This is a genomic window from Rhizobium sp. RAF56 (assembly GCF_052113965.1).
In the GTDB taxonomy this organism is placed as follows: domain Bacteria; phylum Pseudomonadota; class Alphaproteobacteria; order Rhizobiales; family Rhizobiaceae; genus Rhizobium.
Window position 1 is genome coordinate 172,425 of the sequence record NZ_JBFRDU010000008.1, and the last position, 23,891, is coordinate 196,315.

Below are 23,891 nucleotides of genomic sequence, written 5' to 3' on the forward strand. Positions count from 1 at the left end.
GGCAATCCATTTTCCGGTCTTCACGCGGCCGTAACCCGTTGAAAATCAACATCGCGGGATTAGGCCGTGCGGAAGGTAACTGCACGTTCGCCCAGGCGAGGAAGAAGAAGAAAAAGACGGAGCATGGAATCTACCATCGTCATGATCAATCTCTTCGGGGCCGTGGCATTGCTGCTCTTCGGCCTCGCGCAGGTGAAGGACGGAGTGTCGCGTGCCTTCGGCGCGCGTCTCCGCACCGGTTTGGCCACGGGAACGCGCGGAAGCGTCCGCTCCTTCGTTTCGGGCTTTGTCGCAACCGTTGCTCTCCAGAGTTCGACGGCAACGGCGCTGATGATCGCTTCCTTCGTCGAACGCGACCTCGTCGCACCCCAGATGGCGCAGATCGTGCTGCTGGGCGCCAACGTCGGCACCGCGGTCACCGCCTGGATCGTCGCTACCGGCATTCACTGGCTGTCGCCGCTCATTCTTCTCATCGGCATCGTTCTCTACCGCCGCTCGTCCAGCACGCAGCAGGCAGCCGGCACGGCCCTCATCGGCATCGCGCTGATGTTGCTCTCCCTGAACCTGCTCAGCCTTGCGACTGAACCAATGCGGCAGTCGCCGGCGCTCGCGGCCTTCATCGCCCTCCTCGACGGCGCCTGGCCGGTGGCGCTTATCCTCTCGACGGCGCTGGCCTTCGTCTCCTCGTCCAGCCTCGCGGTTGTCGTACTGATCCTGTCGCTTGCCTCGACCGGTATCCTCTCGGCCGGACTGACGGTGGTCCTGGTGCTCGGCGCCAATCTGGGCGGCGCCATCCCGCCGGTCATGGCAACGCTTTCAGGTCCAGCAACGGCGCGGCGCGTCACGCTCGGCAACCTCATCGTTCGCGCCATCGGATGCCTCGTCGCACTGCCGCTCGCAGGCTATCTCGGAGCGCTGCTGCAGGACGCCTCCCTCTCGCCGGCCAAGCTGCCGGTGGACGCTCACCTGCTCTTCAACGTCGTTCTTGCCCTCGTCGCCTGGCCTTTCTCGCCGCTTCTGTCGAGAACGATGCGGCGCCTCGTGCCATCCGATCCGCAACCGGATGGCGGCCCGAAATTCCTCGACGAGCAGGCGCTTTCCACGCCGGTCGTGGCGCTTGCCAGCGCCACCCGCGAGGTGTTGGCCGTGGGGGACCTCATCGAGCGAATGCTGATCCGCGCCGAAAATGCATTCAACAACAACGATCTCTCACCGTTGAAGGAAATCGCCACGCTTGAAAAGCAGGTCGACCGCCTGCAGCAGGAGGTGAAGATCTATGTCTCCAAGCTCGGCCGGGCGGGGCTGGACGACGCCGAGGGCCGGCGTTCCATCGTCATCATCGACTATGCGATCAATCTCGAGCATATCGGCGATATCGTCGAAAAGGGGCTGACCGAACAGATTGCCAAGAAGATCGGCCAGGGCCTTGCTTTCTCAGCCGATGGCTACCAGGAACTAAAGAGCCTTTTCAATCTTACGATCGACAATCTCCGCGTTGCCCAAACGATCTTCGTCACCCGTGATTTCAAGCTCGCGCGGCAGCTCATGGAAGTAAAAGTCGATGTCCGCCGCCTTGAGAAACAATCCTCCGAACGGCATCTCGAACGGTTGCGCGACGGGCGCCTGGACAGCCTGCAGACCAGTTCGCTGCATCTGGACATGTTGCGAGACTTGAAGCGCATCAACGCCCATATCGTTTCCGTCGCTTATCCGATCCTCGACGAAAGCGGACTTCTGATCGAGAGCCGGCTGCGCAGCAGCGTTCAATGAGTGGGGGATATCAGTCGGCGGATGGCAGCCGGCGCATGGTGAACTCGACGCGGTCGCCGTCCACCTGCCGCCAGCTTTCCACCTCGGTCCAGTAGGCAGCCTTCGGAAAAGAGTCGAACCATTCACGCGCCTTGGCGCGCGCTTCCATGAGGCTGAGGCAATAGGTTTCGCGCACGAATTCGCCGCGGCCGCCGGCCTTTTCCTGCCGATGCCGAAGGATTCTGCGTCTCAGCCCGTCTAGGGGCGGCGGTCCCGGAATTTTGGTCATGAAACCTCGCCTTCCAGTTCAAGATAGTATCGCATCGGCAAAGTTGCGAGTCGAAAGAATCCTCCATTCCCGATGCGACCGTTTGCGTCTGGTGACGCTGGTTCGTTGCTGGTAAGCAGGGCGAAAATGACAGGTAGGAGTCGCGGGCCAAGCTCCCCGCGGAGAGCAAACATGGAAAGACCGCAGCTTCCGACGGGCCTGCCGGCGGACATCGAAGACAAGAAGACCGCCGCGCGCAGCTGGTTCGAAAGCCTGCGCGATACGATCTGCGCTGAGTTCGAGACGATCGAGGACGAGCTGACCGGACCGCTTTGCGATCGCAAACCCGGCCGCTTCGTCGCCAAGGATTGGCTGCGCGAAGAGGGCAAGGGCGGCGGCGGCCGCATGTCGATGATGGAAGGCCGCGTCTTCGAAAAAGTCGGCGTCCATACCTCGACCGTACACGGCGAGTTCTCGCCGGAGATGCGCGCGCAGATGCCGGGTGCGAGCGAGGATCCGCGCTTCTGGGCGTCCGGCATTTCGCTGATCGCCCACCCGGTCAATCCCAACGTGCCGACCGTGCACATGAACACGCGCATGGTCGTGACCGCCAGCCGCTGGTTCGGCGGCGGCGCCGACCTCACGCCCATGCTGAACCGCCGGCGCACGCAGGAGGATGCGGACAGCCAGCTCTTCCATCGCGCCATGCAGAGCGCCTGCGAGGGCCACAAGGTCGCGAACTACCCCCGCTTCAAGGAATGGTGCGACGAATATTTCCATCTCAAGCATCGCAACGAGCCGCGCGGGATCGGCGGCATCTTTTACGACTGGCTGCATTCAAGCGAAGAGGCGGGCGGCTGGGACGCCGATTTCGCCTTCACGCGCGATGTCGGGCGCGCTTTTTCGATGATCTATCCGAAGATCGTCCGTTCGAACTTCAACACGCCCTGGACCGAGGCGGACCGCGACGAGCAGTTGGTGCGGCGGGGACGCTATGTGGAGTTCAACCTGCTCTACGATCGCGGCACGATCTTCGGACTGAAGACGGGCGGCAACGTCGAGTCGATCCTGTCGTCTCTGCCGCCGATGGTGCGCTGGCCCTGACCGCCTCACGCGCCATCACGTTTCGTTAATTGGTCGGAGCCGGCTCTGGCGGAACGACGACCGTGTACTACCTTAGCCCTAGGCATTTCAATCGGGGAGGATTGTCATGGCTACTGAGGACGGCGTGGACGTAGCGGCAAAGGATGCAGGCGCGACGCGCGCCATCGATATCACGGAACACCTGGTACGTCTGGCGGAAGACTTGAAAGCCCTAAGCGGCTCCGACCTGCCGCTCTCATGCTTCATCGAACAGGCGAAGCTGAAATTCGCCCATACGCCGGAGACGGCGGATGCGGCATCTTACCTCGCCGCCAAACGCCAGGCGTCGACGGCGTCGGATTGCTTCAGGGCATGGGCGATGCCGGATTGACGAGGTCCGGTACCGACTATGGAGAAACGCATATCCCGGGGCGGCAGCGACCGGGCTTGCCGCGCGAAACCTTTGCGCCGCTCCAGCGTTGTCCCTGCGTTTCAAGGCCTGCGTTTCAAGTATTGTGACATAGCTTAAGGAGGCAGATATGCGACTGTTCGAATGTGGCACGCTGGTGCCGGGATGCCAGTGGCATACCCGCGCCGACAATGACGCCGAAGTGGTTCGCCGCGCCGTGGAACACATGCGAACCGACCACGGCGAAACCGTCATCCGCGAAAACATGGTCGACCACATCAAGGAGCGCATCCGCAACGAGGCGAGCGCCGCCTGAAATTCAGCCGCCGGCCAATTCCTTCAGCCGGGCGACCAGCGTTGCCCGGTCGAGCGCGAAATTCCCCTCGACCCATTGCTCCTCAAGCTTGCCCAACGTTTCGCCGACACGCGGACCGGCGGGAAGTCCCGCTTCAAGCGCATCCGAGCCGTTGACGGGAAAGACCGGCTTCTTCCACTTTTCCGCTCGTTCGAGCAGGTTCGACAGGCGTGCCGCCCGCGCCATCTCGTCGAAATCGCTCACGGCTTTACCGCGTGCCAAGGCCAATGCCAGTTTCAACCGGCTGGCGATGCCGTCGGCACCGTTGCGATAAAGCAGTCGGTCGAACGCCGCGGCCGACAGATCGTCCTTCACGGATGGCGCCTTCGCCCAGGCCTGCAGACGCGCTGCCTCCGCCTTCGACAGCTTCAGCCGCTCCGAAAGCGTCGCCAGGCGCTCGAGATCGGGCGGTACGATCGCCGCAAGCCGCAGCAGCGGATCGGGCGCCCAGCCAAGCGCCTGTTCGGTCGCGACCAGCGCCGGGACCGCATCGATCCCCCACTTTTCGGTTTCCGGCAAGATCTCGGTGAGTACCGCCACCTGCCGCATCCAGAGCAAGGCGCGCGATGGATCCCGCGCCGAAAACAGCTTCTTCGTCTCCGACCAGACCCGTTCGGCCGACAGCGACTTCAGCTTCTGGCGGGCGGCCGCAGAGGCGCGAAGTCCGTCCGCGTCGGGTCGCCCCGCGCCGTAGTAGGCGAAAAAGCGGAAGAAACGCAGGATGCGCAGATAGTCCTCCGCGATCCGGGTCGCCGCATCGCCGATGAAGCGGACATGCCGTTTCTCGATGTCCGGCAGGCCGCCGACGAGATCGACGATTTCGCCGTCCGCGGTGGCGTAGAGCGCGTTGATGGTCAGGTCCCGGCGTTCGGCGTCCGCCTGCCAGTCTTGGCCGAAAGCGACCTGCGCGTGCCGTCCGTCGGTCTCGACGTCGGTGCGCAGCGTCGTCACCTCGAAGGGCTTGCCATCGACGACCAGCGTCACCGTTCCATGCGCAATGCCCGTCGGCACGGCTTTTATGCCGGCAACGCCGGCGCGAGCGATCACCACCTCAGGAACAAGCGTGGTGGCTAAGTCGACATCGGCGACGGCAAGCTTCATCAGGCTGTTGCGCACAGCCCCGCCGACGACACGTCCCTCGCCACCTTGCGCGTTCAACAGCGTCAGAACGCGCCTGAGCGCCGGGTCTTCGAACCATGCTTCGCCGGCAACCGTGGTCATGCATAGAGCCTTTCATAAAGCGTGCGGACAATGCCGGCGGTGATGCCCCAGATCATCCGCGTTCCATAGGGCATCCGGTAGAAATGCCGTTCGATGCCGTTCCACTCCATGCTGTCCTGGACGTGGTTGCGCGGATCCATCAGGAACGAAAGCGGCACCTCGAATACGTCTTCCACTTCGTGCGGATTGAGCACGAGATGAAATCCGCGCTGGACGACTGCGAGAACCGGCGTGATGCGAAATCCCGTCGCCGCCAGATAGTTCGGCAGGCGGGCGACCGGCTCGACGAAGATGTCGGCAAGCCCGACCTCCTCGCGCGCTTCCCTGACTGCCGCCATTTCGGGCGAGGCGTCGCCGGGGTCGATCGCGCCGCCGGGAAAGGCGATCTGGCCGGAATGCTTGCGCAGCGTGGAGGTGCGCAGCGTGAAAATGACATGCGCCTCGTCGCCATCGTCCACCACCGGCACCAGCACGGCGGCATCCTTCAGTTTGCGCCCCTCGATCTCATCGATCGTCTGCGGATTGAGAAGATGGTCTCCGTGGTTGCGCCAGGAAAGCTCGACAGGTCCGCCCGATTGGTTGAGAGCGCGCCGACGAAACTCGGCGGCGGAGTAGTGAGCGAAACTTCTCATTTTGCCCATGCCTTGAGGTCGGCGGCGGGCATGATGGCGAAAGTGGCGCCGGCCGAGCGCACCGAAAACATCTCGGCGCCATCGACATCCCTCACCTCACCCAGCTCGACCAGGTCGTACATGACGGCGCGGCTGACGAGCGCTTCGAGCCTGCCGCGCACATGCAGGTAAGGTTTGAGTTCGGCGTTTTCTCCGTGGATGACAAAACGAATGGCGTGGTCCGGTCCGGCCTCCACCACGTCGCCGACATTGGTGCGGAAGGTCAGCACCGGCTCGCCATCCCGCTCGTTCACGCTCATTTCCACAGCGACGAAGGGTGCGTCGACAATGCGGATACCGACCCGTTCGACCGGCGTGACGAGGTAGGTCCTGCCGTCGTCGTCCTTGCGCAGAACCGTCGAGAAGAGACGCACCAGAGGCGCGCGGCCGATCGGCGTGCCCATGTAGAACCAGGTGCCGTCGGCCTTGATTTCCATGTCGATATCGCCGCAGAAGGGCGGATTCCAGCGCTCGACCGGCGGCAGCCCCTTGGCTCCGTCATTCGTCTGGCCCGCTGCCCGCGCAATCAAGGCGGCAAGTCCCGCCGCGTCGCCGGCTGCGCTGATCTCCTCGGCTGCCATTCTTCCGTCCCGGTTTATCGTTAACCCTCACGAGATAGTCATTCGAAACGCGCTTGTCAGCCAATTTCGCGGGCATAAGTTCCTTTGAGTATGTGGCATATGTTTGAGAACCGCGAATCGTCGAACCATTCTTTTATCTGCTGGAGGCGCCAATGGGCATGATGACATCGACCGAAACGAGCCTCGACGACAAGGCCGTCATCGCCGCCGCCGAGCGCGCGCTGGCCGATATCGCCTCCATCCGCAAGGAAGTTTCCAAGGTCATCTTCGGCCAGGAGAGTGTCGTCGAAAAGACGTTGCTGGCGGTTCTGGGCGGCGGTCACTCGTTGCTGGTCGGCGTGCCCGGTCTTGCCAAGACCAAGCTGGTGACGACGCTCGGCGAGGTGCTCGGGCTTGCCGCAAACCGCGTCCAGTTCACGCCCGACCTGATGCCGTCGGACATTCTCGGCTCGGAGGTCATGGACCAGGACGAAAACGGAAGGCGCTCCTTCCGCTTCGTCAAGGGGCCGATCTTCGGCCAGCTTTTGATGGCGGACGAAATCAATCGCGCCTCGCCGCGCACGCAGTCCGCACTGCTGCAGGCCATGCAGGAATACCACATCACGATCGCCGGCCAACGCTATGACCTGCCGGCGCCCTTCCACGTGCTCGCAACGCAGAACCCGCTGGAACAGGAAGGCACCTACCCGCTGCCCGAAGCCCAGCTCGACCGCTTCCTGCTCCAGGTCGACGTCGATTATCCGGAACTCGCCGACGAGCGCCGGATCCTGCTCGAGACAACTGGTCTCTCCGAAGCCGCGCCGGACGCCGTGATCAATGCCGAGCGGCTCATGGAAATTCAGCGGCTGATCCGTCAGATGCCGGTCAGCGACAGCGTCGTCGACGCCATCCTGTCACTCGTGCGCTCGGCTCGCCCCGGCCAGGGAAATGCTCAAACCGACAAGAACGTCGCATGGGGTCCCGGCCCGCGCGCCGGCCAGGCGATGATGCTTTGCACCCGCGCCCGTGCCCTCTACGAAGGTCGCCTGGCGCCGTCGCTGGACGATGTCTATGCGCTCGCCGAACCCGTGCTCGAACATCGCATGGCGCTGACCTTTGCCGCGCGCGCCGAAGGCATGACGGTCCGCGACGTGATCGCGGGTTTGGTCCGACAGGCCAGGGCGTAAGACGGTGTAGGGAGTAGATTGCGCGTGGCATCCATCGGTCAGACCGTCAGCCCGACTTCCGGAAGCGATGCTTTGGCGCGCGCGCGCAGCCGCGCGGCGCTCGTGCCGGACTGCCTGGTGGAAGCCAAGCGCATCGCCAACACCGTCATCGCCGGCTGGCACGGCCGCCGCAAGCGCGGAATCGGCGAGAATTTCTGGCAGTTTCGTCCCTACACCGACGGCGAAAGCCTGTCACGCATCGACTGGCGCCGCTCGGCACGCGACGACCACACCTATGTGCGAGACCGCGAATGGGAGGCGGCTCATACGATCTGGCTCTGGGCTGACATGTCGCCCTCGATGCTCTACAAATCGAGCTATGCGCAGGTCTCCAAGGAGAGCCGTGCGCTGGTGCTGATGCTGGCGCTTGCCGAAATCCTGGCGCGCTCCGGCGAACGCATCGGCTGCCCGGGTGTCATGGAACCGATATCGGCGCGCAACGCTTCCGAGCGGCTTGCTGCTGCCCTGATGCACAATGCGCCGACAGACGGGCTGCCTGAAACCGGCATGATCCGCGGCTGGAGCGATATCGTGCTGATCGGGGATTTTCTCGATGACGCCGACCGCGTGATGGGCCGGATCGATCCGCTTTCGCGGCGCGGCCTGCGCGGCCATGTGGTCGAAGTCGCCGATCCCGCGGAAGAGCTTTTTCCCTATAGCGGCCGGACGGAATTCACCGACCCCGAAACCGGCGCGAAGCTGGTCGCGGGACGCGCCGAAAGCATCCGCGAGGACTACGAACGCGCCTATCTCTTGCGGCGCGAGCATCTCGGCCAGTCGTTGCGCCATATCGGCTGGACCTTCGTCAGCCACCGCACTGATCACCTTGCCTCCGAAGCCCTGGTCGCCATCCACATGCATCTTTCCGGCATGCCGACCAGCGCCACCCATGGAGGCCGGCGATGAGCGCCTTTGCCTTCGCCTATCCCGCCATCCTGGGCGCGCTGGTGCTGCTGCCGGTGATCTGGTGGCTGTTGCGGCTGACGCCGCCGCATCCGAAGGCGGAAATCTTTCCGCCGCTGAAAATCCTGGCGAGCGTCCTGAAGCGCGAGGAAACGCCGGCGCGCAGTCCCTGGTGGCTGACGCTCCTGCGTATTCTGCTCGCCGCCACGGTGATCTTCGCGATTGCCGAGCCGGTCTTCAATCCGCGCCTCAACACGCTGAACCGCGGCGGGCCCCTGGTGCTCCTCATCGACAACAGCTGGGCAGCCGCTCCCGACTGGGATCGCCGCGCGAAAACGGCGGAAGCCCTGATCGACGATGCGGAAGCGGGCGGCGTGCCGGTCGCTATCGCCTTTGCGGCCGATCGGAGCCACGATGCGGTTGCGGGCACCGCCGCCAATGCCCGCGACCGGCTGCATGCCGCAGCCCCCCTGCCGCTCACCGCCGATCGCGAACGCGCACTGCAAGCGGTCAAGACGGCGCTGGCCGGCACGCATCCCGGCACCTTTGCCTTCCTTTCGGACGGTATCGCCGCGAACAATGACGACATCGTCGCCCAGATCGCGGCCCTTCAGCCGGCTGAACTGCGCCTCATCCAAGGCGACGGCAAGGAGACGGTCGCGATCACCAACGCGGTCAATGCCGCCAACGACATGACCGTGACGGCAACGAGGCTGAACGGGGCGACGCCCGAGCGTCTGGCCCTCAGCGCCATGGATGCCCAGGGTCGGCCAATCGCGGCCGGCACCCTGGATTTCGCGGCTGGCGCCACGGTCGCAACCGGATCGATTGCCGCCCCCTTCGAGTTGCGCAACGATTTTTCCCGCGTCAGCTTCGACAATCACGCCACCGCCGGCGCGGTCCACCTGCTCGACGAGGGCTTCAAGCGGCGCCGCGTCGGTATTCTGTCCGGCCAGGCGGCCGACGAGTTCCAGCCGCTCTTGTCGCCGCTCTACTACATCCAGCGGGCCTTGCAGCCCTATGCCGATCTCGTCGAGCCGCAGGCAAACGATCTTGCGAAATCGATCGATGAGCTGCTGAAGGCCAATCCGTCTGTCATCATCATGGCCGATATCGGCCGGTTGCCCCAGGACAGCTACGAGCCGCTGAAACGGTGGATCGCCAATGGCGGCATGCTGGTGCGCTTCGCCGGCCCCCGCCTTGCGGCGGCCCCCGCCGACGATCCGCTGGTACCTGTGCTCCTGCGCCAGGGCGAGCGCGCTTTCGGCGGCGCGCTTTCCTGGGCTGAGCCGCAACCGCTCGCCGACTTCCCCGCCTTCGGGCCTTTTGCCGGCATGGCCAAGCCGACCAACGTCTTCATCAAGCGCCAGGTGCTGGCGGAACCGACGCCGGATCTTGCCGAGCGCACCTGGGCAAGCCTTGCCGACGGCACGCCGCTCGTGACCGAAAAGCAGGTCGAGGCCGGCCATATCGTACTCTTCCATGTCAGCGCCGAAGCGACTTGGTCCGACTTGCCGATCTCCGGCGATTTCGTTGAAATGCTGCGTCGCCTCGTGCAGTTGTCACGCTCCGGCGGCGTAAACCCGCAAGCGGCTGGCGCCGCGAAGGCCGCAGCGGCGCTGCCTCCATTCCGGCTGCTGACGGCAAAGGGTGTTCTGACCAGCGAAACCGGCAAGGCAAGGCCGCTGGTTCTTGCGAAGAACGAGACGCCGCTTGCAAGTTTCGACAATCCGCCTGGCCTTTATGGCGCCGAAGACGGCTTCACCGCGCTGAACGCCTTGCCGACCGGCACGCAGCTCAAACCGCTCGACGCGTCAGCCGCGTCGGTCGTGCACGAGGGCCTGATAGGCGGAACGGCCTGGTCGGCCAAGCCGCTGCTCTTCCTCATCGCCTTCCTGCTGCTCATGGCCGACAGCCTGATCGTTCTTTTCATCAACGGCGCCTTTTCCCGGTTTGGCCGCGGCCCGCGAATTGCCGCCAAGACAGCCGCCATCGTCGCGATCGTGGCCGCTGCGGGCCTCTTCCTCCAGCCTGTGGACGGTCGCGCGAACGACGCCAAGCCGGGCGACGACATTGCAATGGAGCGTCTCGACAAGACCCACCTCGCCTATGTCGTCACCGGCGAGCCCGACGTCGACCGCATTTCGGAACGAGGGCTCGCGGGACTGACCGAGTTTCTGACCTATCGCACCACGCTGGAGCCGGGGCCGCCGGTGGGGCTCGACATCACCAAGGACGAGCTTGCCTTCTTCCCGATCATCTACTGGCCGATCTCGGCGACGGCTCCGATGCCCTCGACCGAGGCGATCAACCGCATCGACGCCTACATGCGCAGCGGCGGCACGGTGCTTTTCGATACCCGCGATGCGGTCAGCACCCTTAGCAACACTGGCGATCCCGGTCCGAACGGCGAAAGGCTGCAGGCGATACTCGCAAATCTCGACATACCGACGCTGGAACCCGTCCCCGCCGGGCATGTGCTGACCAAATCCTTCTATCTCCTTTCGAACTTCCCCGGACGCTACGTCGACAGTCCGCTTTGGATCGAGGCTCGACAGGACACGCATGCGACGACCGAGGGCAAGCCGGTCGCCTCCTCGGACGGCGTGTCGCCGATCATGATCACCGGCAATGATTTCGCTGGCGCATGGGCGGTGGACGATACCGGCGCGCCGCTTTTACCGACCGTGCCGCCGGACGAAATTCAGCGGGAATATGCCTTCCGCACCGGCGTCAACATCATGATGTACATGCTGACCGGTAACTACAAATCCGACCAGGTGCACGTCCCCGACCTCCTGGAACGCCTGGGACAGTGACATGACGCTCGGCTTCACCCCCTTCCTGCCCTGGTCCTTGCTGATCGCACTCGCGGTCATTTCCGTGATCGTCACGGCGTTCGCGCTCTGGCGCGGCATGCGCGGCGCATGGATCCGCGGGCTTGCGGCGCTCGCGCTCCTGGCGGCGCTCGCCAATCCGGTGCTGATGCAAGAGGACCGCGAGCAGCTTTCGACGATCGTCCCCGTCATCGTCGACCGCAGCCAGAGCCAGCAGACGCCCGAGCGCATCAAGATGACCGACGATGCGCTAGCCCTCCTCAAGGAGCGGCTGTCGCGCTTTCCGCAGATCGAGCCGCGCTACGTCGACGCCAAGGAACCCGTCGACACCGACGCGCCTTCGACGCGGCTGTTCAACGCGCTGTCCGCAGCCGTCGCGGACGTGCCCCCGGCCCGGATAGGTGCTGCGATTTTCCTGACCGACGGCCAGATCCACGACATTCCCGGCATCAACCAGGCGCTCGGCTTCGATGCTCCGGTGCACGGCCTCGTCACCGGCAAGCCCGACGAGTTCGACCGTCGCATCGAGGTGGTGCGCGCGCCGCGTTTCGGCATCGTCAACGAGGAACAGCAGCTGGTCCTGCGGGTCGTCGACGACGGCAAGAGCCCAGGCGGAGCTGCAACCGTTACCGCGCGGATCAACGGCGACGAGATCGCCACGCTGCAGGCGACGCCCGGCCAGGACACTCCATTCAGCTTCAAGGTGCCGCGTGCCGGCAACAACGTGCTCGAGTTCAGCGTCGCGGAATTGCCGGGCGAAGTGACCGCCGCCAACAATCGCACGGTGCAGCTGATCGACGGCATCCGCCAGAACATGCGCGTGTTGCTCGTGTCGGGCGAACCGCACGCCGGCGAGCGCGCCTGGCGCAATCTCCTGAAATCCGACGCGGCCGTCGATCTGGTGCACTTCACCATTCTTCGACCGCCGGAAAAACAGGACGGAACCCCGATCAACGAACTGTCGCTGATCGCCTTCCCGACGCGGGAACTCTTCGTCGACAAGATCAACGATTTCGACCTGATCATCTTCGACCGCTACCAGCACCGCAACGTGCTGCCGATCCTCTACTACGACTATATCTCCGACTATGTGCAGAACGGCGGCGCACTCTTGCTGGCGGCAGGACCCGAGCATGCGGGCGAAGATTCGATCGCGCTGACGCCGCTCAACGCCATCCTGCCGGCAGCCCCGACCGGGCAGATGATCGAGAAACCCTTCTATCCCCGTCTCTCCGAAGAGGGGCAGAGGCACCCCGTCACCCGTGGCCTCGACGGCTCGGATCAGGAGCCGCCGCACTGGGGCCGCTGGTTCCGCAGCGTCGATGTCGAGCAGCCGCAGGGCCAGACGGTCATGGTCGGCGCCGACAACCATCCGCTCCTGGTGCTGAACCGCGTTGGCCAGGGTCGGGTCGCCATGCTGCTCTCCGATCAGGGCTGGCTCTGGGCGCGCGGCTTCGAGGGCGGCGGACCGCACGTATCGCTCTATCGCCGCATCGCGCACTGGCTGATGAAGGAGCCGGCGCTGGAGGAAGAAGCGCTGACGGCGCGATCCTCCGGTCGGACGCTGGAGATCACCCGCCAGACGCTCGGCGACGATCCCGGCAGCGCCACGATCAAATTCCCCTCCGGCCGGCTGGAAACGACGCGGCTGACCCGCGCCGAGCCCGGCCTCTACCGTGCCGAGAAGCATATGGACGAGATCGGTCTCTATGAAATCACCAATGGCGGGCTATCGGCGCTCGTGCATGTCGGCGCCGTCGATGCGCCCGAGTTCAAGGCGATGATCTCGACCACCGACACGCTGAAGCCGCTCGCCGACAAGACCAAGGGCATCGTCACCCGCGTCGCCGCGGCGGACGGCGGCGTCGCCATCCCGACCGTGCTGCCGATCCGGGGCGCGGTTCGCATCAATGATCCCGACCGCATGGCGATCCGGCTGACCGACGAGACGGTGCTCAAGGGCATCAACTCGCTGCCGCTTTTCGCCGGCTTCGCCGGCCTCGGCGTCTTGCTGCTCGCCTTCGCCTCGATGTGGTGGCGCGAGGGACGCTGATGCGGCTCGACCTCACCTACGCGCCGTCCGGCGACGACTTGAAGGCGATCGGCGACGGCCTCGTCGCCTTCAACGCCGCCGACGTCGGCCCGTCGGAAAAACAGGCGATCGCCATTCTCATTCGGGATGACGGCGGTGCGGTCCTCGGTGGGCTCTACGGCTACACCGCCTGGGGGTGGCTGTTCACCCAATGGCTTTTCGTGCCGGAGAAGATGCGCGGACAAGGCGTGGCGGGCAGGCTCCTTGATACGGCGGAAAAGGAAGCGGCCCGGCGCGGCTGCCACGGCGCCTGGATCGACACCTTCAACCCGCAGGCGCTTCGCGCCTATGAGCGGCAGGGCTACGAAATCTTCGGCGAACTCCCGGAGTTTCCGAAAGGACGAAGCCGCATTTTTTTGAGAAAGAGCCTTGTCGCCGCGTAGAGGGAACGTGCCTTTGAAGCTCACCGGCCCATAAGGGCTTTGACGATGGCCGGCGGTAGCCGATGCGTTGCTTGGTAGGTCAGATAGTCCTCATAGGGAACCTTGCCCGAAGCATAGGCATTGAACGTGCGCCGACAAAATTCCACCCTAACGCGCGATACTGGCACGTGCATGAATTTTGAAAGGCTTTCCAGATTCTCCTGGGTTGCGGGCTCTTTTGCGCACGCCTCTACCGACCGGTTGAAAAAGTCTGGATCGCGCAGCTGATTCTTCTCGTATTCGTATCTTCCACGCGGCCGAGTGGGCAGATCCTGAGCCACGGCGGGGGCCGCGACGAGGAGTACGGCGGCAAAATGGGCAAGCTTCATCAAAAATCCCCGGTTGCTGAAAACTCACCCGAAAGGATTAGTATTTGCAACCATGGATGTCAAATAGTGTTGTTGTCTGCGTGTGTCAGCATGATTGAGGCCAAGCCGCCTTGTTGCACGAGAACTAGGCGCAGCAGGACCGAGCCGGATATTCGATAGAAAGCGCCGGATCGAAAAGACCCTCATCCCACCAGCCGATCGTCCCTTTGAGCCGATCGTGGACGCCTGGCGCCATCGGCACCACCAGAACGCGGTTCGGATCCACAGGGCCTGGAAACGCAAGCGCGTTATAGGAGACTTTCTCGAAGCCGAGCGGCCCGTAATAGGGAGGATCGCCGACGAGGATGACGGCTTCCGAGCCCTTGCGCCGCGCCGCCTCGACGGCAATCCGAACGAGCTCGCGGCCGATGCCCATGTTCTTGTGCGAGGGGCGCACCGCAAGCGGGCCGAGGAGATGGCCCTTCACCGATCCGGCCATGACCGGCGTCATCCGCACGGAGGCAATCGTCTCGCCGTCGTCGGCGCAGATGAAGGAGAGAGAGCGATCATGCGGCCCCTGCTCGCGGATACGCGCGGCGGCGCGCGTGTGCCGGCCGGGACCGAATGCTTCTTCGTTGATGTGTTCGATGATGGCGTCGTGCGACGCGTCCTCAGTGAGGTAGACCAGATCGTGCTTGTGCATGAACTCTTAAAAACCAGGCAGACAGAATGATGGATCGCGAATACGCCCCTTGGCGTTCGTGAGCATCAGCGTCGTCGCAGGTTTCCAAGAAGAAGCATCGATCAGCCTTTCAAATCGTGACAACGCCGATAGCAGGAAAATTTTCGTCCGTCCACGCAAAATTCTCGGGCGATCGATAAAGCGACGGATCGTTCACCGTTTGCCGCCTCGAAAATCCGGAACGTTCCCGTATCTTCCGCGTTGGCTTTTGAAAGGATTGGCGAATGGGTATGCTCGTGGACGGCGTCTGGCATGACGTCTGGTACAATACGGCCGAGACGCGCGGCCACTTCAAGCGCGCCGCATCGCAGTTCCGCAATTGGGTGACGGTCGACGGTGCGCCGGGACCGACAGGCGTCGGCGGCTTTACGGCCGAGGCCGGCCGCTACCATCTCTACGTATCGCTTGCCTGTCCCTGGGCCCATCGCACGCTGATCTTCCGCAAGCTGAAGAAGCTGGAAGGGCTGATTTCCGTGTCGATCGTCGATCCGATCATGCTGGAAAAGGGCTGGGAATTCCGCAACCGCGACGGCGGCACCGTTGATCACCTTTTCGGCTCTGAAACGCTGTGGCAGATCTATCGCCAAGCGGATCCGACCTATTCCGGCCGCGTCACCGTTCCGGTTCTGTGGGACAAAAAGACCGGCACCATCGTCAACAACGAGTCGTCGGAAATCATCCGCATGTTCAACAGCGCCTTCGACGGACTGACGGGCTCGACCGAGGATTTCTACCCGCAGGACCTTAGCGCCGACATCGATGCGCTGAACGCGATCGTCTACGACACCGTCAACAACGGCGTCTACAAGGCAGGCTTCGCCACCACGCAGGAAGCCTATGAGGAAGGCGTTACGCCGCTGTTCCGGACGCTCGACATGCTGGACGAACGGCTGGGCAAGGGCCGCTACCTGTTCGGAGACCGTCTGACCGAAGCCGACTGGCGCCTGTTCACGACACTGGTGCGCTTCGACCCCGTCTATGTCGGGCATTTCAAGTGCAACATCCGCCGCATCGTCGACTATCCGCATCTCTCCGGCTATTTACGCGACCTCTATCAGACGCCCGGTGTCGGCGAGACCGTAGATTTCCACCATATCAAGACGCACTATTACGGCAGCCACCGCACGATCAACCCGACCGGCATCGTTCCCGTTGGCCCGGCCATCGATCTTGACCGACCCCACGGCCGCTCGTCGGTTGCGGCTGCCGCCTGACCGTTTCCGTCTTTCTTCGAAACACGTAAACGTTCTATCTGTTTGTTTTTACGCAATTCCGCCCGGAAAACCGCGTCGCACTTTTCCTGGATTTGCGCTAACGCCCTGCGCTCAGCGCAAGCGCTCGGGGCAATCGGCAATTCGGCGGGATTCGACACAATCCTCGAGGGGAAGGCCGAAGTCCCGCCAGCCCAGCTTGCGGCGGTTTGCGGAGACCGCCTCGAAGCGCTGGCCTGCCCGTGGCGACAGTACGCCACGGGCGTCCATATAGCTCTCGCGGCCGTGCGCCGTGCCGCCGTCAAAGGTCTCGGTGTTGCCTGAGAAGAGCGCCCGATCGGTCATGACAAATCCTTCCGTTGCGTTTCAAACGTGTTTTCGAAAAGTCCAGGCTGGTCCGGGGCGGGTCTGCCCGGTTAAGCAAACCCGCCAGGCCCGGCTTTAGACGAGGTTGGTTTCAATGGCGATGTTGCCGTGAACCGCCTTGGAATAGGGGCAGATGCCGTGTGCAGCATCGATGAGCTCGCGGGCAACCGACGGCTCGATGCCCGGCACCGAGACATTGAGGCGCGCGGTCAGGAAGTACGAGCCGTCATCGACATTGAGATTGATCTCGGCATCGACCGAAAGGCCGGCTGGCAGCTTTATGTTTTTCTGGGTGGCGGCGACTTCGATCGCGCCCATGTAGCAGGCCGACCAGGCGGCGCCGAACAGCTGCTCGGCGGCCGGATGCGGCTGCGGCAGCTTGATGTCCAGCTTGCCGTCGTTGCTGACGGCGGCGCCGTCGCGGCCATTGGTGTTGTGGGTCTTGCCGGAGAGGAGGAGCTTCGCGGTCATCGTGTAAATCCTTTGGTTTGATTTTGATCGTATCCGCTTCAATCGGATGCGACACAAATAGGTGCATTGATCGCCCCTGTCAATACCCTTGCGATTTAATCGCATACGACTTATATCGAGAGACGGAAAAACCTCGCGAGGATAAGATCATGTCCGCCCCCAAGACCGCCAAGTCACCGGCCACGAATGCGTCAGCCACCCCGAAAATCGGGAGCGAAGGCCGGAAGCTTTCGAATTTCCTGTGCTTCGCCGTCTACTCGGCAAACCTTGCCTTCGGGCGCGCCTATAAGCCGCTCCTGGACGCGGTCGGGCTTACCTACACACAATACATTGCCATGGTGGCGCTCTCCGACGAGGACGACCAAACTGTGCGCGCGCTCGGCGAAAAGCTGTTTCTCGAATCCAACACGCTGACGCCGATCCTGAAAAAGCTCGAACAGGTCGGCTTCATCACGCGTCAGCGCGACGCCGCCGACGAGCGGCAGGTGCGGGTGAGCCTGACACCCGCCGGTCGAAGCCTGCTGGATTCCAATCCCGCCGCTTCGCTGGTCGACGCCACCGGGCTCGGCGACGAGTTTCCGTCGGTGCAGAAGACCGTGGTCCGCCTGCGCGACAACCTCCTGCGCGCAACGCATGCGGCAGCTAACAAATCGTGATCCCCTGATCTACCAGTATTGCGAAGGGGGTTCTTTTCCGTCGAGCTCCCTCAGCCGCTGGCAGGTGGAGCCCGTCGTCCCCGGCGGCAGGTTATCGAGCGTGAAGAAGCCGCTTTCGACGATTTCCCTGTCCGGCATGCGCGGCGCGCTCTGGCGGACAATCACGCGATAAAAGGCAATATGATCGCGCTTGCTGACCTTCCTGTTGAAATAGACCTGAAAAAGCTGAGGCCGATCGGTCATCACGAGGTTGCCTTCCTCGCGCAGCTCCTTTTCCAGCGCCTGCTCGACCGTCTCATGCCGCTCGACGCCGCCTCCCGGCATATGCCAGCCGGGAACGTAGGAATGCCGAACCAGAAAAAGCCGGCCATCCTCGTCGAAGCAGGCGGCGCGCACCCCCATCGTCATGCCGCGTGCTATGCCGAAATAGAAATGGGCGGCACCGCCCAAAAGCCTCGCCTGCCAGCTTCCTGCGCGTGGCGGCGACAGCTTGATCATGCCGCGCTCCCGGCCCGAGCGGTCCGCAGGTAGCGCGGCGTTTTTCCACAGGCGTCGGCGAGTGTTTGATTTGACATCGTCCTAGTCTATGTCTCGTTTCATGTTCAAACTCGCCCATATCTCCGATGTCCACCTTGGTCCGCTGCCCCGGCTTTCCATCAGAGAACTCGCGTCCAAGCGCATTACCGGATTTGTGAACTGGCATCGCAACCGGCGCAAGCACCTTTTTTCCAACACCCTGGACATGCTGCTCGAGGATATTCGCGGCAAGCAGGCCGATCACCTCGCCGTGACCGGCGATCTCGTCAATCTTGCGAGCTCGATCGAGATCCGCACGGCGGCGGAGTGGCTCGAAAGTCTGGGCGACCCGAGCTCTACCTCGGTCGTTCCCGGCAATCATGATGCCTATGTGCCCGGCGCCTACGAGAAATCCACCCGGGCATGGTATCCCTATATGCGCGGCGACCTGGGGCCGGAAGAGTGGCACGAGGACCAAGATGTATTTCCTTATCTTCGGGTGCGCGGGCGTGTCGCGCTGATCGGCTGCTCGTCCGCGGTCGCAACCCCGCCCTTCGCCGCCAGCGGCTACTACGGCCCGCGTCAGGCGCGCGATACGGTCAATATGCTGAGGGCGGCCGGCGAAGCCGGGCTCTTCCGCGTCGTGATGGTGCACCACCCTCCGATCCGTGGCGCCACCGCTTTCTACAAGCGGATGATCGGCATACGCCGCTTCGGCGCTGTCGTGTCGACCGGCGGCGCCGAACTGGTGCTGCACGGTCACACACATTTGAACACGCTGAACTGGCTGCGCGGACAGACGGGGCCGGTGCCCGTCCTCGGCATCGCGTCGGGCTCGCAAGGCCCCGGCAGCATCAAGCCCCGCGCCGCCTATAACCTCATCACCGTCGACGGCGCACCCGGAGCATGGGAGCTGAAAGCCGAACGATATAGCCTCGACGAGCACGGCGAAGGCGTGTCCCAGCAGGGCGTCGACATTTTCGCCAGGCCGCCGATGCGAAGATGATGGCGGTCCGCCCTTTTCCCATCGGTTCGGTCCCCTATCCTATTCAAAAACAGTATAATTCAGCGCGAGCCGCGATGCCCCGATGGTGTTTTTCTAAGGCCCGCGCTAGACTTCGGTCAGAACGAAACGAAGGACGAATTCGGCGTGGTGAGACCCCAGAGGATTTCGGAAAGACTGGTGCGCGCAACTCTGGTTGCCGGGTTGCTCGCAGGCTTTGGCGCAGGCGCCGCCCTTGCCGCCGGATCTGAAGATGACGAGACCAAGCCGCCGCCGAAGACCGAGACCACGACCAGCTGTGCCGACGGCAAGGTTTGGGACAAGCAAAAGAAGGAATGCGTCGAGCCGACGAAGAGCGGCTTCAACGACACCCAACTCTTCGACGCTGCCCGCGAATTCGCCTATGCCGGCCAATATGACAACGCCATCAAGGTCTTGAGGCTGGCAAAAAACCAGAGCGACCCCAGAATTCTCAACTATCTCGGCTACGCCAACCGCAAGGCTGGACGGATGGAATTGGGGATGTCCTACTATCGAAAGGCCTTGCAGGCCGACGAGAACTATATCCTCGCGCGTTCCTACATGGGCCAGGCCCTGCTGGAGCAAGGCGACGTAGAGGGCGCCCGCGTCCAACTCGTCGAAATACGCGATCGCGGCGGCGAGGACACCTGGGCATTCCGCTCACTGCTGCAATCGCTGAACGGATACAAGACCTATTGATGCAGCGAGCCGGAAGGGGGCATGATGCGCAATACGGCTCTTCCAGACGGGAATACCAATTGAAATCAAGCCTGACCATTCGCTACACCATGACAGTCATCAACCCGCTCCTGGAACGACCATGCGCACACCGGTAGCTGCTTCGGATATCAGACGCGATCTGGTCGGTCTCTTGCCGAAACTCAGGCGTTTTGCGGTCACGCTGACCGGCGACCTCGCCGATGCCGACGAGCTGGTGCGCAGCGTTTGCCAGCGCGGCATAGCCAAAATCCATTCCTGGAACAATGAAGGCCGGCTGGAAGGCTGGCTCTACACCATGGCTCGCCATCAATGGGAAGAGACGCGCCGCCACCGGCTACGTCCGGCCCACGGCAAGGGTGGCAACGCGCTGGAACAGGGCGAACCCGCTCAAGGACAGATCAATCCGGTCGAAGCGAGCGAGGCGCACCAGACGGTCACATCTTTGCCTGAAGGTCTTGCCAGTGTGTTTCTGCTCGTGGCCATCGAACACTATAGCTACCAGCAAACCGCAGAAATTCTCGGCATCCCGCTTTCGACCGTGACGTCGCGCCTGGCCAGTGCCCGGCTGCAACTGGGAGCCATGGGAAAAAGCCGCTCGCCGCAAAGGTACTAACGACTTGCAAGACATGAAGAAAATGCCGCTCGAAGCCCGCCTTTGCGCCTATATCGACGGCGAGACGAGCCGCGAGGAAAAGGATGAACTGGACCGCGTGCTGGCAACCGATCCCGCCGCCCGCCACCTGCTCGACGCATTGAGACACGGCTCCGACGTCGGCCGCAAGGCCTTCGACGAAGTGTTGAAGGAGCCCGTGCCGCTCTCGGTCGTGCGCTCCATCAAGAGCGTCCAGCCGCCGAAGGCGCGCGAGGCGCGCCGCTTTTCAAGACCGTCGCTGAAGCTCGCCCCGACCGGCAAGCAGGCGCTCGCCGCTTCCCTCATCCTTTTCGTTCTCGGTGGCGGCATCGGTTACCTCCTCGGCAAGGATCCGTCCGCCGTCCAGACCGCCGCGCAGCCGGTGACACCCACCCCCGCATCGCGTGGTTGGCTCGACGACATCACCGCTCACCACCGCCTGTTTTCCCGCCAGCCCGGCCATCTCGTCGAACTGCCTGCCTCGCAGCTGGCAGAAATCACCAGCTGGCTGACCGGCAATGTCGGGGTCGCCTTCCGGGTGCCGGACCTGACGTCGGAAGACCTGGAACTGCAGGGCGCGCGGCTGTTGCTTGCAGGCGGCAGGCCGGCCGGCCAGCTGATCTATAAAAGTTCCGACGGCGACGTCGTTTCCATCTTCCTCATGAGAGATGACAGCGCCGGCGAGATCAGCGATTTCAAGGAAACGATCAAGGACGATCTCGGCATCGTCGCCTGGCACAACGCCGGCGCTGCCTATGTCCTGGTCGCGCCCTCCGCCGATCCGACCCTTGACGAACTGGCCAAGCGGATCTCGAAGCTGATGTAGGACTGCCGCCGGCTGGGCGAAGAAAAACGGCTTCCACCCCTCTGCCCCGCCGGTCTATCAAGCGTCAAATAATCTCCCCCTTGTAGGGGAGATCAGTTTGCCAGTCTTTTTTTGCGAGCGCGCCCGTTTCTCCGTCATCCCGGCCTTGAGCGCCTTGAGCCGGGATCCAGCCGCGCCGCGTCGGCGGCGCTAAAAACTCTTTTGCGCGCAAGCACTTGCGCGCGCTGGACCCCGGATCGGGTCCGGGGTGACGGCGGATAGCGGCGCAGTCCTGGTAAGCCGTCAGAGTTTGTCGGCAGCCTGATCTCCCCCATGTGGAGGAGATATCTCGATTTCAGCGGATGCAGCGATCAGCCCTGTCTGGTGGCGATCACCCGGTTCGCCGCCGACACGATCGCCTCGAGCGAAGCGGCCACGATGTTGGTATTGATGCCGGCACCGAAGAGCTTGCCGCCCGGATGCGATATCTCGACATAGGAGATCGCCGCCGCGTTCGAGCCGTGCTGCAGCGAGTGTTCGGAATAGTCTTCCACCGACATCTCTATGCCCAGATAGATCGAGAGCCCGTTGATGAAGCCGTCGATCGGACCGTTACCACGGCCCTCGATACGCTTCACCTCGCCATTGTCGGTGATCTCAGCGGCAACGATGCGCAGCCCCTTGTGCTCGGGATCGGCAAAGGTGTGGTGATCGACGAACTTGATGCGGGCGCCCGGCTGGGTGACGTAGCGCTCGGTGAAGCGGTCATAGATGCGCCGCGACGGCACTTCCTTGCCTTCCTCGTCGGTGATGCGCTGGATGTCCTCGCGGAACTCCACCTGCAGGTTGCGCGGCAGGTTGAGGCCGTAATCCTGTTGCAGGATATAGGCGATGCCGCCCTTGCCGGACTGCGAGTTGATGCGGATGATCGCCTCGTAGGTGCGGCCGACGTCGCGCGGATCGATCGGCAGATAGGGCACTTCCCACACCGGATGATTGGCGACCTGCGCCGCCTTCATCCCCTTGTTGATCGCATCCTGATGCGAGCCCGAAAAAGCCGTGTATACCAGTTCGCCGACATAGGGATGGCGCTCGGGTATCACCATCTGGTTCGAGTATTCGTAGACGTCCTTGATCCGCTCGATGTTCGAGCAGTCGATGCCCGGATCGATGCCCTGCGTGAACATGTTGAGCGCCAGCGTCACGACGTCGACATTGCCCGTGCGTTCGCCATTGCCGAAGAGCGTGCCTTCAACCCGGTCGGCGCCGGCCATCAGGGCCAGTTCCGTCGCGGCGATGCCGGTGCCGCGGTCGTTGTGCGGGTGCAAGGAGATGATCAGGTTTTCGCGGTTGTCGAGGTTGCGGCACATCCATTCGATCTGGTCGGCATAGACGTTCGGCGTCGCCATCTCGACGGTCGAAGGCAGGTTGACGATCAGCTTGTTGTCAGCCGTCGGCTTGACGACGTCAATCACCGCGTTGCAGATCTCCAGCGCCACTTCCAGCTCGGTACCGGTGAAACTTTCCGGAGAATATTCAAAGCGATAGCCGCCGCCGGCCTTGGCGGCCATGTCGGTGATCATCTTGGCGGCATCGACAGCGATCTGCTTGATGCCGTTGACGTCCTTGGCGAAGACGACCCGGCGCTGCAGCTCGCTCGTCGAATTGTAGAAATGCACGATCGGCTTGCGCGCGCCCTGCAACGACTCGAAGGTGCGCGAGATCAGTTCCGGACGGCACTGCACCAGCACCTGCAGCGACACGTCGTCGGGGACATTCCCCTCCTCGACGCACCAGCGGGCGAAGTCAAAGTCGGTCTGCGAGGCGGAGGGGAAACCGATCTCGATTTCCCTGAAGCCCATGTCGAGCAAAAGCTGGAACATGCGCGCCTTGCGGTCGTGGCCCATCGGGTCGACCAGCGACTGATTGCCGTCGCGCAAGTCGACCGAGCACCAGATCGGCGCCTTGGTAATGGTCTTGGTCGGCCAGGTGCGGTCGGGAATGTTCACCTGCGGATAGGCGCGGTATTTGACTGCCGCGTCAGGCATGCCCTTGGCTCGGGATGTGTCGGATTGGGATTGGGTGTTCGCGTCCATGTTGTCTTCCTCGTCCCGTCTTTCGCGCCTCTTAGCCGATAACGGCATGCGTTGGCGACGACAATAGCGGATTCTAGCTAGCGATCTTGTGGATTTTGGGAAAGCTTACGAGGAGCACTTGCCTGGCGGGCTTGTCGGCCGCCGAGCGCCCCTCAACGGACCCGGCAACCGCGCGTAAGGCCGAGAAGAAGAAGCGAGGAAAGGGCGCGCGAACCGTCGCGCAGCGCGATGCGGCCGCGTACGATCTGTTCGGAAATTTTTGCGCCTGTGGACTTCATGGCCGCGCTTATAACCTCGCCGGAGAAAACTGGCAACCCCTGCCATGCATTTCCCTCAACGACACGGCAAAGACGCTGCCGCGCGGCAACCTCTCCCCATTTGATGCCGACCCCGCGCGGACACGACGTCATCCTCGGCCTTGTGCCACTGCTGTCCGGTTTAATTTGTGTAGACATGGTGCACGGTGTTGATTCTACTCGTGTTCGAGCGTTTGGCGACGATCTCGGACACGAAGGAGGATCAACCCCGTGCGGCACAACAATAGCGTCT

Annotated in this window: 25 protein-coding genes; 15 read left to right on the forward strand and 10 right to left on the reverse strand. The window is 63.2% G+C overall.

The annotated features are described in order from the left end of the window. Positions 1-123 precede the first annotated feature (123 nt). Positions 124-1,770 (forward strand): Na/Pi cotransporter family protein, encoded by a 1,647-nt coding sequence (locus AB4048_RS09265; RefSeq protein ID WP_442201644.1) that lies wholly within the window; start codon positions 124-126, stop codon positions 1,768-1,770. Between the two features lie 10 nt (positions 1,771-1,780). On the opposite strand, the gene AB4048_RS09270 is transcribed toward AB4048_RS09265, so the two are convergent. Then, positions 1,781-2,038: a hypothetical protein gene (locus AB4048_RS09270; RefSeq protein WP_442201645.1), complete on the reverse strand. Its 258-nt coding sequence runs from the start codon at positions 2,036-2,038 to the stop codon at positions 1,781-1,783. A 171-nt stretch (positions 2,039-2,209) separates the two neighbouring features. Here AB4048_RS09270 and hemF point away from each other — a divergent pair, with 171 nt between their 5' ends. From hemF to AB4048_RS09285, 3 genes are all read left to right on the forward strand, one after another. Next, the gene (gene hemF, locus AB4048_RS09275; RefSeq protein ID WP_442201646.1) at positions 2,210-3,121 is read left to right on the forward strand and encodes an oxygen-dependent coproporphyrinogen oxidase; all 912 of its coding nucleotides are present in this window, start codon (positions 2,210-2,212) and stop codon (positions 3,119-3,121) included. A 106-nt stretch (positions 3,122-3,227) separates the two neighbouring features. Then, entirely contained in the window at positions 3,228-3,491 is a 264-nt protein-coding gene (locus AB4048_RS09280; RefSeq protein WP_442201647.1) for a hypothetical protein, read from the forward strand. A gap of 148 nt (positions 3,492-3,639) precedes the next feature. Further along, entirely contained in the window at positions 3,640-3,825 is a 186-nt protein-coding gene (locus tag AB4048_RS09285; protein WP_442201648.1) for a DUF1059 domain-containing protein, read from the forward strand. A 3-nt stretch (positions 3,826-3,828) separates the two neighbouring features. On the opposite strand, the gene AB4048_RS09290 is transcribed toward AB4048_RS09285, so the two are convergent. Genes AB4048_RS09290 through AB4048_RS09300 form a run of 3 tightly spaced genes read right to left on the reverse strand, consistent with a single transcriptional unit; the run spans position 3,829 to position 6,337 of the window. Further along, a complete protein-coding gene (locus AB4048_RS09290) occupies positions 3,829-5,085 on the reverse strand; it encodes a CCA tRNA nucleotidyltransferase (protein ID WP_442201649.1) in 1,257 nt (418 codons plus the stop codon). Beyond that, positions 5,082-5,717 carry a CoA pyrophosphatase gene (locus AB4048_RS09295; protein ID WP_442201650.1) on the reverse strand — a complete coding sequence of 212 codons (636 nt, stop codon included), beginning with the start codon at positions 5,715-5,717 and terminating at the stop codon, positions 5,082-5,084. The genes AB4048_RS09290 and AB4048_RS09295 overlap by 4 nt, the downstream gene beginning before the upstream one ends. Further along, positions 5,714-6,337, reverse strand: coding sequence for a DUF1285 domain-containing protein (locus tag AB4048_RS09300; RefSeq protein WP_442201651.1), 624 nt, complete (start codon positions 6,335-6,337; stop codon positions 5,714-5,716). The genes AB4048_RS09295 and AB4048_RS09300 overlap by 4 nt, the downstream gene beginning before the upstream one ends. Positions 6,338-6,489: 152 nt before the next feature. Between AB4048_RS09300 and AB4048_RS09305 the strand changes: the two genes are divergently transcribed. From AB4048_RS09305 to AB4048_RS09325, 5 genes are read left to right on the forward strand one after another with little or no spacing between them, the layout of a single operon-like run. Beyond that, positions 6,490-7,503 carry an AAA family ATPase gene (locus AB4048_RS09305; RefSeq protein ID WP_442201652.1) on the forward strand — a complete coding sequence of 338 codons (1,014 nt, stop codon included), beginning with the start codon at positions 6,490-6,492 and terminating at the stop codon, positions 7,501-7,503. A gap of 24 nt (positions 7,504-7,527) precedes the next feature. After that, positions 7,528-8,448, forward strand: a complete 921-nt coding sequence (locus AB4048_RS09310; RefSeq protein ID WP_442201653.1) for a DUF58 domain-containing protein — start codon at positions 7,528-7,530, stop codon at positions 8,446-8,448. Beyond that, on the forward strand, positions 8,445-11,264 hold the full coding sequence (locus tag AB4048_RS09315; protein ID WP_442201654.1) for a DUF4159 domain-containing protein: 2,820 nt from the start codon (positions 8,445-8,447) through the stop codon (positions 11,262-11,264). Before AB4048_RS09310 ends, AB4048_RS09315 begins: the two co-directional genes overlap by 4 nt. Position 11,265: 1 nt before the next feature. Next, positions 11,266-13,335, forward strand: coding sequence for a glutamine amidotransferase (locus AB4048_RS09320; protein WP_442201655.1), 2,070 nt, complete (start codon positions 11,266-11,268; stop codon positions 13,333-13,335). Continuing rightward, positions 13,335-13,757, forward strand: a complete 423-nt coding sequence (locus AB4048_RS09325; RefSeq protein WP_442201656.1) for a GNAT family N-acetyltransferase — start codon at positions 13,335-13,337, stop codon at positions 13,755-13,757. Before AB4048_RS09320 ends, AB4048_RS09325 begins: the two co-directional genes overlap by 1 nt. A gap of 20 nt (positions 13,758-13,777) precedes the next feature. On the opposite strand, the gene AB4048_RS09330 is transcribed toward AB4048_RS09325, so the two are convergent. After that, on the reverse strand, positions 13,778-14,125 hold the full coding sequence (locus tag AB4048_RS09330; RefSeq protein WP_442201657.1) for a hypothetical protein: 348 nt from the start codon (positions 14,123-14,125) through the stop codon (positions 13,778-13,780). Positions 14,126-14,249: 124 nt separating this feature from the next. Further along, positions 14,250-14,807, reverse strand: coding sequence for a GNAT family N-acetyltransferase (locus tag AB4048_RS09335; protein WP_442201658.1), 558 nt, complete (start codon positions 14,805-14,807; stop codon positions 14,250-14,252). A 263-nt stretch (positions 14,808-15,070) separates the two neighbouring features. Here AB4048_RS09335 and AB4048_RS09340 point away from each other — a divergent pair, with 263 nt between their 5' ends. Continuing rightward, complete coding sequence (locus AB4048_RS09340) at positions 15,071-16,060, forward strand: glutathione S-transferase family protein (protein WP_442201659.1); 990 nt, start codon at positions 15,071-15,073, stop codon at positions 16,058-16,060. Between the two features lie 111 nt (positions 16,061-16,171). Here AB4048_RS09340 and AB4048_RS09345 read toward each other — a convergent pair whose 3' ends face one another. Further along, complete coding sequence (locus tag AB4048_RS09345) at positions 16,172-16,402, reverse strand: hypothetical protein (RefSeq protein ID WP_442201660.1); 231 nt, start codon at positions 16,400-16,402, stop codon at positions 16,172-16,174. A gap of 96 nt (positions 16,403-16,498) precedes the next feature. Further along, a complete protein-coding gene (locus AB4048_RS09350; protein WP_442201661.1) occupies positions 16,499-16,894 on the reverse strand; it encodes an Ohr family peroxiredoxin in 396 nt (131 codons plus the stop codon). 149 nt (positions 16,895-17,043) lie between these two features. Between AB4048_RS09350 and AB4048_RS09355 the strand changes: the two genes are divergently transcribed. Then, a complete protein-coding gene (locus tag AB4048_RS09355; RefSeq protein ID WP_442201662.1) occupies positions 17,044-17,550 on the forward strand; it encodes a MarR family winged helix-turn-helix transcriptional regulator in 507 nt (168 codons plus the stop codon). Positions 17,551-17,559: 9 nt separating this feature from the next. Here the strand turns inward: AB4048_RS09355 and AB4048_RS09360 are convergent, their stop codons facing one another. Continuing rightward, positions 17,560-18,048, reverse strand: coding sequence for an NUDIX domain-containing protein (locus AB4048_RS09360; protein ID WP_442201663.1), 489 nt, complete (start codon positions 18,046-18,048; stop codon positions 17,560-17,562). A gap of 100 nt (positions 18,049-18,148) precedes the next feature. Between AB4048_RS09360 and AB4048_RS09365 the strand changes: the two genes are divergently transcribed. The 4 genes from AB4048_RS09365 to AB4048_RS09380 all read left to right on the forward strand — a co-directional run bounded on the left by AB4048_RS09365 (position 18,149) and on the right by AB4048_RS09380 (position 21,267). Then, positions 18,149-19,072: a metallophosphoesterase family protein gene (locus tag AB4048_RS09365; RefSeq protein ID WP_442201664.1), complete on the forward strand. Its 924-nt coding sequence runs from the start codon at positions 18,149-18,151 to the stop codon at positions 19,070-19,072. A 174-nt stretch (positions 19,073-19,246) separates the two neighbouring features. Then, complete coding sequence (locus AB4048_RS09370) at positions 19,247-19,789, forward strand: tetratricopeptide repeat protein (RefSeq protein WP_442201677.1); 543 nt, start codon at positions 19,247-19,249, stop codon at positions 19,787-19,789. A 121-nt stretch (positions 19,790-19,910) separates the two neighbouring features. Then, on the forward strand, positions 19,911-20,423 hold the full coding sequence (locus tag AB4048_RS09375) for an RNA polymerase sigma factor (protein ID WP_442201665.1): 513 nt from the start codon (positions 19,911-19,913) through the stop codon (positions 20,421-20,423). Positions 20,424-20,427: 4 nt separating this feature from the next. Further along, positions 20,428-21,267 carry an anti-sigma factor family protein gene (locus AB4048_RS09380; protein WP_442201666.1) on the forward strand — a complete coding sequence of 280 codons (840 nt, stop codon included), beginning with the start codon at positions 20,428-20,430 and terminating at the stop codon, positions 21,265-21,267. A gap of 350 nt (positions 21,268-21,617) precedes the next feature. Here AB4048_RS09380 and leuA read toward each other — a convergent pair whose 3' ends face one another. Further along, positions 21,618-23,342 carry a 2-isopropylmalate synthase gene (gene leuA, locus AB4048_RS09385; RefSeq protein ID WP_442201667.1) on the reverse strand — a complete coding sequence of 575 codons (1,725 nt, stop codon included), beginning with the start codon at positions 23,340-23,342 and terminating at the stop codon, positions 21,618-21,620. Positions 23,343-23,891: the final 549 nt, after the last annotated feature.